The organism is Micromonospora sp. SL1-18, from assembly GCF_047921505.1.
Taxonomy (GTDB): domain Bacteria; phylum Actinomycetota; class Actinomycetes; order Mycobacteriales; family Micromonosporaceae; genus Micromonospora.
In genome coordinates this window covers 1-11,983 of sequence record NZ_JBLROA010000107.1, presented here as the reverse complement: position 1 = coordinate 11,983, position 11,983 = coordinate 1, and the positions used below count along the sequence as shown (strand labels likewise).

17 protein-coding genes are annotated in these 11,983 nt (G+C 66.8%); 2 read left to right on the top strand and 15 right to left on the bottom strand.

The genetic code is table 11. The annotated features are described in order from the left end of the window. The 11 genes from ACNAW0_RS28730 to ACNAW0_RS28680 all read right to left on the bottom strand — a co-directional run. Nucleotides 1-188 (bottom strand): hypothetical protein (locus ACNAW0_RS28730; protein ID WP_416291164.1); only part of this gene is annotated, 188 nt, incomplete at its 3' end. Nucleotides 189-279: 91 nt separating this feature from the next. After that, nucleotides 280-1,875: a replication initiator gene (locus tag ACNAW0_RS28725; RefSeq protein WP_416291163.1), complete on the bottom strand. Its 1,596-nt coding sequence runs from the start codon at nucleotides 1,873-1,875 to the stop codon at nucleotides 280-282. Beyond that, nucleotides 1,875-2,156 (bottom strand): hypothetical protein, encoded by a 282-nt coding sequence (locus ACNAW0_RS28720; protein ID WP_416291162.1) that lies wholly within the window; start codon nucleotides 2,154-2,156, stop codon nucleotides 1,875-1,877. The genes ACNAW0_RS28725 and ACNAW0_RS28720 overlap by 1 nt, the downstream gene beginning before the upstream one ends. Before the next feature lie 98 nt (nucleotides 2,157-2,254). Then, nucleotides 2,255-3,124: a hypothetical protein gene (locus tag ACNAW0_RS28715; RefSeq protein ID WP_416291161.1), complete on the bottom strand. Its 870-nt coding sequence runs from the start codon at nucleotides 3,122-3,124 to the stop codon at nucleotides 2,255-2,257. Next, nucleotides 3,121-3,468: an RRQRL motif-containing zinc-binding protein gene (locus ACNAW0_RS28710; protein WP_416291166.1), complete on the bottom strand. Its 348-nt coding sequence runs from the start codon at nucleotides 3,466-3,468 to the stop codon at nucleotides 3,121-3,123. The genes ACNAW0_RS28715 and ACNAW0_RS28710 overlap by 4 nt, the downstream gene beginning before the upstream one ends. A 767-nt stretch (nucleotides 3,469-4,235) precedes the next feature. Further along, nucleotides 4,236-4,955, bottom strand: a complete 720-nt coding sequence (locus ACNAW0_RS28705) for a diguanylate cyclase domain-containing protein (RefSeq protein ID WP_416291160.1) — start codon at nucleotides 4,953-4,955, stop codon at nucleotides 4,236-4,238. Continuing rightward, nucleotides 4,952-5,482 (bottom strand): hypothetical protein, encoded by a 531-nt coding sequence (locus ACNAW0_RS28700; protein WP_416291159.1) that lies wholly within the window; start codon nucleotides 5,480-5,482, stop codon nucleotides 4,952-4,954. The genes ACNAW0_RS28705 and ACNAW0_RS28700 overlap by 4 nt, the downstream gene beginning before the upstream one ends. Nucleotides 5,483-5,567: 85 nt before the next feature. Next, nucleotides 5,568-5,753 (bottom strand): hypothetical protein, encoded by a 186-nt coding sequence (locus ACNAW0_RS28695; protein ID WP_416291158.1) that lies wholly within the window; start codon nucleotides 5,751-5,753, stop codon nucleotides 5,568-5,570. Beyond that, nucleotides 5,750-6,652, bottom strand: coding sequence for an FtsK/SpoIIIE domain-containing protein (locus ACNAW0_RS28690; protein WP_416291157.1), 903 nt, complete (start codon nucleotides 6,650-6,652; stop codon nucleotides 5,750-5,752). Before ACNAW0_RS28690 ends, ACNAW0_RS28695 begins: the two co-directional genes overlap by 4 nt. A 109-nt stretch (nucleotides 6,653-6,761) precedes the next feature. After that, a complete protein-coding gene (locus ACNAW0_RS28685) occupies nucleotides 6,762-7,694 on the bottom strand; it encodes a hypothetical protein (RefSeq protein ID WP_416291156.1) in 933 nt (310 codons plus the stop codon). A 125-nt stretch (nucleotides 7,695-7,819) separates the two neighbouring features. Then, nucleotides 7,820-8,152 carry a hypothetical protein gene (locus ACNAW0_RS28680; protein ID WP_416291155.1) on the bottom strand — a complete coding sequence of 111 codons (333 nt, stop codon included), beginning with the start codon at nucleotides 8,150-8,152 and terminating at the stop codon, nucleotides 7,820-7,822. A 200-nt stretch (nucleotides 8,153-8,352) separates the two neighbouring features. Here ACNAW0_RS28680 and ACNAW0_RS28675 point away from each other — a divergent pair, with 200 nt between their 5' ends. Both ACNAW0_RS28675 and ACNAW0_RS28670 read left to right on the top strand, forming a co-directional pair. Next, a complete protein-coding gene (locus tag ACNAW0_RS28675; protein WP_416291154.1) occupies nucleotides 8,353-9,102 on the top strand; it encodes a helix-turn-helix domain-containing protein in 750 nt (249 codons plus the stop codon). 26 nt (nucleotides 9,103-9,128) lie between these two features. Beyond that, entirely contained in the window at nucleotides 9,129-9,596 is a 468-nt protein-coding gene (locus ACNAW0_RS28670) for an NUDIX hydrolase (protein WP_416291153.1), read from the top strand. On the opposite strand, the gene ACNAW0_RS28665 is transcribed toward ACNAW0_RS28670, so the two are convergent. From ACNAW0_RS28665 to ACNAW0_RS28650, 4 genes are all read right to left on the bottom strand, one after another. Then, nucleotides 9,584-10,063, bottom strand: coding sequence for an HD domain-containing protein (locus ACNAW0_RS28665; RefSeq protein ID WP_416291165.1), 480 nt, complete (start codon nucleotides 10,061-10,063; stop codon nucleotides 9,584-9,586). The genes ACNAW0_RS28670 and ACNAW0_RS28665 overlap by 13 nt on opposite strands. 157 nt (nucleotides 10,064-10,220) lie before the next feature. Beyond that, nucleotides 10,221-10,850: a hypothetical protein gene (locus tag ACNAW0_RS28660; RefSeq protein ID WP_416291151.1), complete on the bottom strand. Its 630-nt coding sequence runs from the start codon at nucleotides 10,848-10,850 to the stop codon at nucleotides 10,221-10,223. A 9-nt stretch (nucleotides 10,851-10,859) separates the two neighbouring features. Next, nucleotides 10,860-11,255 carry a hypothetical protein gene (locus tag ACNAW0_RS28655; protein WP_416291150.1) on the bottom strand — a complete coding sequence of 132 codons (396 nt, stop codon included), beginning with the start codon at nucleotides 11,253-11,255 and terminating at the stop codon, nucleotides 10,860-10,862. Nucleotides 11,256-11,405: 150 nt separating this feature from the next. Further along, entirely contained in the window at nucleotides 11,406-11,834 is a 429-nt protein-coding gene (locus ACNAW0_RS28650; RefSeq protein ID WP_416291149.1) for a DUF4259 domain-containing protein, read from the bottom strand. Nucleotides 11,835-11,983: the final 149 nt, after the last annotated feature.

Below are 11,983 nucleotides of genomic sequence, written 5' to 3'. Positions count from 1 at the left end.
GGGGTGATGGTGATGTAGGCGCGGCTTTCGCCGCTGTAGCGGGCGGGGTGGGTGCTGGTGCGGCAGGTGATGCGCTCTCGGCCGTGGTAGGCGGCGAGCTGGGCGGCGATGGTCGCGGCGTGGGCCTTGACGGTGGCGGCCGGGCCGATGAGGCGGACCGCGACCAGGGGGCGGGGACGTGTGGGCATGACGTGCTCCTTCCAGGTGGGCCGGTGCGGCATGTCGTTTTCCTCTGTGGAGTTGTCAAAGAACGGGATTGCGCTTGTTGACACGTACGTGTCAAGCGGCGGCAGGCCGGGCGGTGGATCGCTGCGTGGCCAGCTCGTCGGCTAGGGCGTCGATGCCGGCTTGGTGTCGGGCGCGCGCCATGGCGGCGGCGGTGTTGGCGAGCAGGGCGTCTCCGGTGGTGATCCAGCCGGTGGCGTGGTAGCCGAGTTCGTAGATGACGCGCTCGGTCTGTTCGTCGTCCCAGGCGTGGGGGTAGCCCTCGGTGCGTCGCCAGATGGTGCGCTGCAGGCGGATGAAGCCGAGGGTGGCGGAGAAGGCGCGGCTCTTGGTGGTGATGTGACCGCCGTAGCCGAACTGGTGCGCCCAACGCCGCAGCCGGTGGTAGTCGGGGTGCTCGCCGAGGTCCCAGCAGGCGCGGATGAGCCGGCCGAGGTGCGTTGCCGGGTCGCCGTGGACTTCGACGCTGAGTTCGTCGACGCGGCGCAGGTTCAGCCCGGTTACCTCGGTGCTCTTGGTGACGTATTTGGCGATGTAGCCGGTGATCTGGGCGAGGTTGACTTCACCGCCGGGGGCGTTGACGTGTTTCACGTCCAGGCCTTTGTCGCCCCATGCGATGTGCCAGCCCTGCCCGCCGTTGGCCGGGTGTGGGGCGGAGGTGTAGGAGGTCTTGACAAATGCTGCCCGCGCTGCGTCCTCGAACATGTCCCGAGTGATGACCCGTGGGGGTGGGACGATCGCGCCGGGGCAGTCGGGGTTGTGGCCGTCGAGGCGGATCAGCGCGTGGTAGTGGATGACGCCGCGTACCTGGAATTCGTAGACCTTGATGTAGCGGCGGCGTAGCTCGACGCCGTGGGCGCGGCCGAGGCGGCGCAACTCGCGGTCGACTTGTTGGATGGTGCGGCGCCACAGCTCGGGTGCTTCGTGGTTCCAGACGACTTGGCCGGCGTGGTCGTAGCAGTCCAGGCACAGCGGCTGTCCCAGGTGCGCGTCATTGGCCTTGTGTCGCTGCCCGCAGCACAGCTCCACACCGTGAGGGCAGACGCGGCCGAACGGGTGGCACACCGAGGCACGGCAGGTGCAGCCGTCCTTCTTGCGGCAGTCCGCGGCGTGGACCTTCACCACCCGGTGGTGCACGGGGCCGAAGGAGGGGGCGGTGGCGGTCAGGAAGATGGCGATGTGCTCGTGCAGGGGCGGCAGGCCCCACCGGTCGCCCTGTAGGCCAGCCTTGATCAGGTGGTAGGTATCGCGGCGGTAGACCTCGGCGCAGGACGGGCAGACGGAGGCGCGGCGGTTGCCGCAGGGGGTGTAGATCGCGCCGTCGGGCATGTCCTCGGTGTCGACGGTGGCCATGCGGTTGCCGTCGGCGTCGTTGACGTGGATCTGCCCCGCCAGCCGGATTGGGTGCTTGCACGCTGAGGCGGCGCGGACGTGGCCCAGCCATTCGGGGTAGTCGGGGTCTTGGGCGCGGGCGCGGCCGGTGGCGACGGTGCGGGGGTCGTGGCCGCGTACCCAGCCGTCGGCGACGAGGTCGCGGGGTTCGGTGGTGGGGGCAGCCCAGGGCCAGTAGCCGGTGTCTGCGTCGGCGTAGGCTCCCGTGCCCGAAACCGTGGTGGTTTCGGGCGCGAGAGGCAGCGTCGATGCCGTCATCAGGCGGTGGCCTCGGTGCTGTTGTTGGCCTGGATGCGGTCGTGTGCGGCGAGGGTCCTCGCTGCGGTGTGGATCGCGTCGCAGATGTAGCAGTCCTCGGCCAGGCCGCAGGTTGCCGGCTGGTGCTGGAACCAGATTTCGTTGATGGATTGGTGCAGGATGCGGGTCATCAGCGGCAGGTAGCTGCCGTCCTGGGCCGCAGTGGTGGTGAAGATGTCTTGCCAGAGGGCGACCTCGCGGTCGTTGGTGGGGGCTTCGCCGTAGATGGGGTCGCGTGGCATTGCGGTCTCCTTCCAGTGGTGCCGTCGAGGTGTTTCGGCGGCGTCCCCCGTGCCCGAAACCTTTTGAGGGGTTTCGGGCGCGAGAGGCAGCGTCGAGATCAGGCGTTGGTCCCGACGGGGGTGCCGTTGTGCTGGTGGTTGTTGACGGTCGGGTTGTTGAGGGCGGTCAGGATGTCTGCGGCCGTCGGCGTCGGGACACGCAGTCGCACTGCGAGCTGGCCAGCGGTGATGGGCTCACCGTGGGCCTTCTCGTGCGCGGTGGCCACGATGCGGGCATTGGACAGCAGCGCCGGAGCCGGCGCGGCCGGCGTCGTGACAGTCGGGGTGACCGCCGGTACGGCTGGCGGTGTCACCAGGGCCGGGGTGTCCTCGGTCGGGGTGGTCGTCGGTGCTGCGGGCGCGGGGATCTTCTTCGCCGGGATGCCGGGTTCGAGAATCGGGGTTGCTTCGGTGGCGGGTTGAGTGGCCGTGATGGTCGCGGCGGCCGGGCTGACCTTCGCGTCGGCGGTGGTGTCGGGTGACGACGCCGGGGCGGAGGTGGCCGGCACGGGTGCCGGGACAGGGTTGGTGGGCCGGGTTGCGGTGAAGACGAGCTTGGACAGGGCGAAGAAGGCCAGCGCGGGCAGCGCGGAGACCATCCAGCCGAAGACGGTCGGCTTGGCGACGGCCAACTGTGCGGTCAGCGATAGTCCGACGGCGGCGATGAGCAGGAACATCGGGTAGCCGATGTGGCCGTTGGTCTTGCGGCGGCGGATGATGACGATCATTGCGGCGATCGGGATGAGTTCGGTGATGACGGCGTTGGCCCAGCCGAACCAGTCGGCGGTGTCGGTGGGGCTGTTGCTGATGGTCCAGTCGTGGACGTGGTTGAAGGAGGCTGCGCCGGCCATGACGCCGACGAGCAGCACGATGAGGATCAGGACGCCGTCCTGGAGTCGTGCGGTGATCGAGGGTTTGGGTGTGGTCATCGGGTCACCTCAGGGGTGCAGTCGAGGCACTCGCCGAGCGAGCGCGGGATGTAGTAGGGCTTGACCTGGCCGCAGGTGGGGCAGGTACGCCGCGCGGTGAGCGCCTTGGTGATGGCCGCCTGTTGGGCGGGAGTGGCGGTGCGCTTGGGCACCGCGAGGTCGAGACGGAAGAGGTAGGCGACACGCTTACCGCGACGCCAGAGGATTTGCGCGGCGGGGTCCTGGCCGCCGGGGCGCAGCTCGCGGGCGCGGAGCTGACGTCGGGTCAGCAGCCCGTCGGGGGCGAGCTTGAAGGGGTAGGTCGGCAGGCCGAAGCGTTCGCCGGTGGGGTCGTAGAAGACCATCGGGTCGTCCTCCGAGTCGTCGCCGTCGTCCTGGCCGTCGCCGGCCGGGGTGCCGGTGGCGAAGGTGGGGTGTTCGTAGGTGTCGCGGTCGATGTCCTCGGGCAGGAACGCTGCCGAGCAGACCGCGCAGACGATCGGGCCTTCCTCGAAGGCCGCTGTGGAGATGCGCAGCTTGCGGGGGCACTCGCACTCGCACGAGACGCCGTTGTTGTTGTTCGTGCGGGATTTGCCTTCCCCGGTCGGTTCGGGGTGGCGGTAGAACCGCAGCGCCTCAGCGAGGCCGGCGATGGTGGCCCGGTAGCGGGCGCGGGTGATGTCGGTCAGGGTGCAGGGCGAGTAGCCGAGCTTGTCGTCCTTGGTGGTGGACAAGCCGAGTTCGGCGGCCAGGGTGGCGAACTTCTTGTTGTGCCAGCGGCCCTGACGGGAGGTGTCCTGAATGCCCCGGACGTCGGCCAGGGCGTGGGTTGCTTCGTGCAGCAGCGTGGTGAAGACGGCCTCGGGCTCGCGGGACAGGCCCTCACCGGAGATGAGGATTTCGGGGAGCTGGTTGTCCCCGGCCTGCCAGCGCAGCGCGGCGAAGTGGCCCCACTTCATGCCCTGGTTGGGCTTGGTGGGGGAGCCGGAGCCGACGACGATGACGGCGGCGGGCACCTCGGGGTGCCGCTCGCGGATGGCGGCCCAGGCGGCTTCGAGGACGCTGATAAGCGCGGCGGTGGAGATGTCGTTTTGACACGTACGTGTCACTTTGGTGATGTCGATGGCGGTGGTCATGCGGCCCTCCGGGTGGTCGGGGCGGCGGCGAGAGGACTGGTGGGACGGGCCAGGTCACGGGGCCGATCGGTCGCCCGCAGGTCGGCGGGGGTGTCGGTGGTGTCCGTGAAGACAGCGGTCGTCCGTCGCCCGGCGCGGGCGGCGTACATGGCGAGGTCAGCGCGGTGCAGCCACACGGCGGCGGGATGGCCGGGGTCGGCCAGGACCGCGCCGAAGGTCGCGCCGACGGCCAGGTGCCGGCCGTCGTGGTTGACCGGCGTGGTCAGCCGGGCGTGGATGTGGGTGAGCCAGTCGGCCAGCCAGGTTTCCGCGTCGCGACGCGTGGCGGGGCCGGTGGTGATGACGGCGAACTCGTCACCGCCGAGGCGGGCGGTGAGGCCGGCGGGGCCGGCGATGCCGGTCAGCCGGTTGGCGACGACGGTGAGGATGTGGTCCCCGGCGTCGTGGCCGTGGGTGTCGTTGACCTTCTTGAAACCCACGAGGTCGACCAGGACGACAACGACCGGCCGGCCGGTGGTGTGGGCGGTGGTGATCAGGGTGTCGGCGGCGGCCGAGAGGCCGGCGCGGTTGTGGATGCCGGTCAGCGGGTCGTGGGTGGCCGCGTGCCGGACGGTGAGCAGTTCGGCCCGCAGGCTGTGGCGGGCGGTGAGGTAGCCGGCGGTCGCGGCGGCGCTGATTGCGCTGGCGGTGATGAGTGCGCGGACTCGGGGAGTCATCGGGCATCGAGCCAGGAGAGGTAGCCCTCACGGGTGGGGTGCTTTTCCGCCCACACGCAGGCATCGGCGTAGGTTTCGAGGTCGTCCTCGCTGGCGTGGGTCCAGTCGTAGTCGTCAGCGGCAGCGCGGAGGGTGGTGATGACCTGCTCGATGGTTCGGTCGTGGCGGTCGTTCCAGTCGCCAGTGCTGTACGGCAGGGTCGGGTCGCCGTCGTTGTTCCAGTCGCCGAGGTCGAGGTTGATGTGGCCGTGGTCGTGGAGGTAGGCGGAGAGGTAGTCGACGGCCTTGTTGCAGTCGCGGACGTTCGGGCCGTGGTTTTCCGGACCGTCGGTGAGCACGCCGTGGGCGGCCATGCCGATCGCGCCGATGGCGCAGGCGGGCGGGAACATGCCGGCCTGGTCGCTGTAGTAGACGCCTTGGGTCCAGCCTCGGATTTCGAGGTAGCGGGCGGCGCAGCGCAGGATGACGGCCGGGGTCAGGTCGGCCAGCGCGCCGGAGTTGTCGAGTGGTTTTTGGGTAGGGTTCATGGCGGCCACGTCCTTTCGTGGGCGGTGGTTGGGTCGGCGGTCCGGGTTCGCTTTCCAGGGCTTGGTCCGGGCCGTCGACCGTCTTCTATCGGTGGTGCAGGTGGAGCCGGAGGAACACCCGTTGCCGGCCGTCGTCGGTGGCAGTGGGTGGGGATCGGAAGACGAGTGCGCCCGCGTGGCGGGTGATGGTGGTGAGTGCGGCGATGTCCTCGCCGGTGCCGACGAGCACCAGGTCCAGGACTCGCGTTGAAGTCGCGGCGGTGGTGTTCATGCGGCGGCCTTGTTGGTGTAGGCGGTGGCGTACCGCTCGGCGGGAGTGACGAGGCCGCTTTGCCGGCGGGTCCAGGCCGCGTAGTCCGCGACGCGGATGATGTCGGCGTCGGTCATGTAGGCGGCCTTGACCAGGGCAGGGATGCCGCCCTCGGAGATGAGGTAGCCGGCGCCCTGGTTATTGGGGTCGATGGTGTTGGAGGAGAAGCCGCGGGCGGCCCAGCCGTGCCCGAGCACGATGTCGGAGGACACGTCGGTGGTGCAGCGGCCGGCGAAGCGCCAGGCGAAGATGTCCCGCAGCGAGGTCGGGATGATGTCCGACGACGGACGCTGAGTCGCGGCGGCCACGATGATGCCGACGGCGCGGCCACGGGCCACGATGTCGCGCAGCAGCGCGGCGAACAGCTCCTGGTCCTTCTTGTCCCCGGCGGTGGCGGAGAAGTAGGCGATCTCGTCGCAGGCGACGAGGATCTGACCGAACACATCGTTGCGGCCGATCTTCCGGCGACGGCGGGCCTTGAGGAACGTGTACCGGTTGTCCATCACCGTCTGCACCCGGCGAAGCGTGCGGATCGCGTGGGCGAGGTCTGGGCCGACGAACACGTCGCAGGCGTCCTCCCACAGACCCAGCTCGACCTGCTTGCCGTCTAGCAGGCACAGCCGCACGTCCGGGCACAGAGCGGCGTGACCGACGATCGTGTTCAACAGCGACGACTTGCCCGCGCCGGGCTCGCCACCGATGAGGATGTTCCGGTAGATCATCGGCAGGTACACGGCCTGACCGAACTCGTCGATGCCGAGGAACACCGGATCGAAGATCGACAGGACCGACGCGACCGGCACGCAGTCGTGCGGGTCGCTGGCGGTGGTGTGGATTCCCAGAGGGCTCGTGGTGTCCATGAGGGCTCCCGAGGATCGGTTGACACGTACGTGTCAAAGGCGGGTGGGGGGATTGGGAGAGGCGCGGACGCCGGGCCCCGTCAGGGGTGCTTGGCCCGCGCCGTCCCGATCAGGCGTAGTCGGAGGGGTCGAACCCGTCGCTCGGGCTCGTCGTGGTGGTGGGGTTGCGCGGTTTGCGCGGCCGGGGGGTTTCGGTCGGTGCGGTGACCGGCTTGTCCGGCACGTCGGGCAGGTCGAGGCCGACAGGCGGCATGCCCGGTGAGGTGGGAGCGTTGGCCGGCACGTCGGTGGGGACGTAGTCCGGCAGCGGGGACACGATCGTGTGCGCCAGTGGCTCGCGGCGGGTGATGTCCACACGGATCATCGCCGCGTACTTGCGGGAGGCGCGCATGACGCGGACCTCGTTGGCCCAGCACGCCACGGCGAGCTTCTGCACCTGGCCGTCCTGTTCCAGGTCGCGCAGGGACAGGCCGGGCCGCAGCCACACCCAGACTCGCTCGCCGGCCGGGGTCGACCGGGCGAGCAGGATCAGCGGCAGCGAACCGGAGCGGTTGGTGGCGATGAACGCCGCGAAGCACATCCGCAGCCGGTGCCTGACGACCACACACCAGAACCAGGCGAGGATCCGCCGGCGGATCGGGGCGATCGCGGCCGGGACGCCGACGACCAGGGCGACGATGAGCAGCGACACCACCAGCGAGGTGGACTGCATCACCGCGATCCAGCCGTAGACGGCGAGCAGGCCGAGCGCGATCTCGGTCAGCCAGTGCCAGAACACCCGCAGAACCGGCCACGCCACGACCAGCGCGAACACGACCGCGCCGAGCGCGACACCGATGAACCCGCCGAGCAGCGCACCCAGGATCGGGTGCAGGTAGTGCGAGGCCACCGTGGCGGCCAGGAGGCCGATCACGCTGAGGGTGACCCAGAAGGCGATGGTGGCCCGACGACGGTAGGAACGGGCGACCGGAGCTTCGATGACAGTGACGTTGCCCCCACGGTTCGACCAGCCGAACCGGGACCGCGACGTAGACTTGGACACGACAAGTCCTCCCCATGTAGGGACCGGATTTGTTGGGACAGGACGCGGGGTCGCAGACGACGCCAATCAACGGCGACCCCGGGTCCACCACTTCGCTTCTGTGGAGCCGATCGACACGCCCGCCGCTAGGCGGCGGCGGTGTCCAGCGGGTTCAGGCCCGAGGCCCGGAACGCCACACCCGAACGGACCTTGCCGTCCCGGTCGTTGACCCAGGGCAACGCCTCCAGGTCCACCGGAAGCACCGGCTGACGCACGGTCACCGGCGGCATCACCGGGTTGACCACCGTCACGTTGATGACCTCCGCGCTCCCCTCGGAGAGGGCGTAGAGGTGCACCGTCCACATCGGGTTCTTCGTCTCCCGGTCGAACTTCTGCTGACCGTTCTGGTCCAGCTTCGGCACCGGGTTCACCGACACCTCGTACGACACCCGCGAGGTGTCCAGCAGCAGACGTCCCATGACTGACTCCTTCATCTCGTGAGCTGAGCCCGTATCGGTGGGCCAAAGACGTCCTCTCTGGACGGCAGCTCTTGTGCAATCAGAGTGCGTCGATCGGCAGTGACGAGTTCACCACGAGACATGGACGACTAGGGACGTCCTTGGTAGGATTAGTCGTCCCTCCAAGTCGTCCCCCGTCGTCCAGCGAACCAGGAGTCGCGATGCCGAACGACCGCCTACGCAATGGGATGCTCAAGAAGGGCCTGACGCCGGCCACTCTCGCGGACCAGCTCGGGGTCGATCCGAAGACCGTCGAGCGGTGGGTCACCCAGAGCCGGAACCCGTACCCGCGTTACCGCCACTCCATTGCGGAGTTGCTGGACGAGAGTGAGTCGTACCTCTGGCCGGATGCTCTGCCGACGCAGCGAGCGGTGCAGGTCAGCCAGTCGGAGGTCGTCCACATCTACCCGCGCCGCGGGGCCGTGCCGACCGATCTCTGGCAGCAGCTATTGGAGAAGGCCACCCGGCAGGTCGGCGTCCTGGTCTACGGGGGGTTGTTCCTGCCCGAGTTCAACCACCGATGGGTGCCGACGCTGCGCGAGAAGGCACTCGCCGGCGCCCAGGTGGAGTTGCTATTCGGCGACCCGGAAGGCAAGCACATCGCCGAGCGCGGCGACGACGAGGGCATCGGCCACGCGATGTCCAGCAAGATCCTGAACGCGCTTGCCTTCTACAAGGACCTGCGGGACCTGGACAACGTCGGGATCTACTACCACGACACGATCCTCTACAACTCCATCTACCGCTTCGACGACGAGATGCTGGTCAACACCCACCTCTACGGCACGCCGGCGGCCTACGCTCCGGTGCTGCACCTGCGCCGCATCGGCGGCGGGGAATTGTTCGACAACTACCTCGCCAGCTTCAAGCAGGCACTTGGGAAGAAGCGGGCTGTCTGGCCTGAGCACTGAGCCGCCAGCAGTGAGAGGCTATAGGCATGGCCCGGATCGAGCACTTCAACAACCCGAACGCCCCGAAGCCGAACAGCATCGTCGTGGCAGTCACCGTCTTCGTCCAGGACGAGCACGGACGGGTGCTGCTCATCCAGCGCACCGACAACGGCCTCTGGGCACTACCCGGCGGCGCTCAGGACTTCGGCGAGTACATCGCCGAGACGGCCGTACGGGAGACGCGTGAGGAGGCCGGCGTCGAGATCGAGGTGACCGGCGTGGTCGGCATCTACACCAACCCGAACCATTTGGTCGAGTACAGCGACGGCGAGGTGCGCCAGCAGTTTTCGATCTGCTTTCGTGGCAGATACATCAGCGGCGAGCCCACGACCAGCGACGAATCATCAGCTGTCCAGTGGGTAGAGCAGGACAAGCTTGATGGTCTTCCGATCCATCCGTCAATGCGACTACGCATTGGCCATGGGTTCGAGCACCAGACTCCCTATATCGGTTGAGCGGCCATTCGCTCTTCTGTGCGCTGAATTGCCTTCATCAACTCCGGCTCAGCTTTCCTCCAGAATCGGGTAACCAAATCATCTGGCCCATATCGAAACCGAATCTCGGCCAGACGTTGCGTCGCGCTGAAGTTTTGGCCATCAGGGCCCGTGGTCATGTCAGCGTACCAGAGCGCGTCAGATGTTGGGCTTTCCTCCCGGTCAAATTCCGCCGCAAGTGCCGAGCCGAGACCTCGCTCATCTGCCTCATAAGAGGCACACGAGTGATGTGCAACGAGTGAAGAAAGGCGGATGCCAAACCCTTGACGAAGGAGCCATCGAGCGCCATCGAGAGAATGGAATCCCGTGTCAACAAGATCAGGCGCGTAACCAATATCATGGAGCCATGCTGCCGCAATCAGTAGATCCCTTTCAGGCCTAGGCACAAACATGGCGAGGCTGGACGCTTTCCGGGCTACAGCTTGCACGTGTTGCCATCTGCGAGGCAGTGCAGCCGCTAGCTTCAGCTCGGCGCTGTGCTCGGCCCTCTCAATGCTGGTAAGCTCCACGCCGCTAGGATACTTCTGACGACGTTTGTCCGCCAGACCGGGCAGATGATCGAGCAGAGCCTGTAGTAGCGGCGGGTCACACGGCGAGTGCGACCAGTATCGTGGCAAAGACACCAAGGACGAATCCCGCAGCGAAGATCATCGCTTGCGTCGAGCCTACCGATCGTTCAATCCGATCCACCTTCTGCATGAGACTAGTCGTGACCGTGCGCAAATACTGATCTCTAGCAGGCTGAACGTTTTGGATGGCGGGAACTGGGCTCGCGGCGGCAGGAAATCTGAATGATTGAAGCTGACGAGTGGCTTCAGTAATGGATTGGGCCGACTCGCGAACTTCTTGAGCGGCATGCAAGAACATGCCTGCGACGTTTTCGTTGATGCCTCTGCTTGCGTCGAGCAGCCAGCCGGCCACGTCTTCGTTAATGTTTCGACTTGCTGTCCACAAGGCCGCTGTTACATCTTCGTTGATGCTGCGAGCAGCCGTTTCGAGCGCAAGAACCGTTCCTGGAGAGATCACCCCGTCTTCGAGTGCCCTGCTTAGCAGGTTGCCGAGCTGGGGTGCATCCTTGGATAGCTTGCGCAGCGCGGACTTTGTCTTCTCGTCAACCATCTCAATGGTGCCGTAATTGTTGCCACCAACGAAAAGGCCGTTCGAGTGATTATGTTGTTCGCGCGGGCCATCTGGCTCTGAGAGGGTTGTAGTCAACTCTGCCCACTATTCGGGTCTGCCGATGCGGCCAAAGTTGTCGCCGCCGATGAAGGTGCCTGAGCCATGGTTGTGCTGACTTCCGATCCTGACCGATTTCCTGATGGACTCACCCGCCGAGGCCATTGCGGCAATCTCGGCACGAACTTCGGGATCGGAGACGAAGCAAGCGGCAAGCGTAGCGATCCAGCGACTCTTCACCTCGGACTCAGACGCTTGGCCCTGAGCCAAGGCGACTCTGTCTTCCTCAAGCGCTGCTAGGGAAATTCGGCGTTGATCCTCACTTCCGCGTCGGAACACGCGTGCCACCCAGCCGCGAAGCTCATCAATCCGGCCGGTGACCATGTAGGCAACGACGTTCCCAGCAGCGCCGGTGATGATAGCCGTAGTTGTTGGGTCGAGCATGCTGCAAGCCCTTCTGTCGAGAGTTACAAGCATCTACGAGACGTAATGCCAGGTCTACCAGGTGTCGGATTGCCGGCAATTGGCTATTGGCGTGTCGGGTCTCAGGACCTCCGTGACAGATCAGTCTCGGGACCTGGGTGACACGTCCGGCTAGATCGGCCCCCGAAGGATGGCAATGAGCTCATCGATGGTCCGCTGAGCGTCGAGTCGGTTTGCTTCGGTGGTCCACCCCTGATGCCACGGCCCGTCGGGGCCGGCGACAAAGAGCAACGCTTCCAGCGCGGGCGCGGCGAGATCCGACGCTGACGCGGGCAACATCGCCATGTCTGTCTCGTCAGACAGTTCCGCCAGGCGGTGTTGTAGGTGCTCGCCGCCGGGAAGAGCGGCGGCCACGAGTGCTGCCGCCGCGACGACCTGGTCAGGGAAGAACTCTCGCCAGAGAAGGCCGCGGTTGGCCAGGACGTAGGTGAACATGTGCCGGAGCGCGTCGAGATGCTGCTCTGGCGGCCGTTCGGCGAGTTCTTCGAGGAAGTCCAGGGCACCGTCGCTGCTGAACGGTCCGGTTCCGAACGTGCCCACGTCACCCTCTCATCGGAGGACGGCCACCGTTGAAGTCGATGAGCGCACCACACAAGATCCTGCGCAGCGTAGCGCCCTGTCACGCAGGTCCTGATACCGATGTGTCACGCAGGTCCCGAGACCGGACAATTGGCTATTGGCTATTGGCT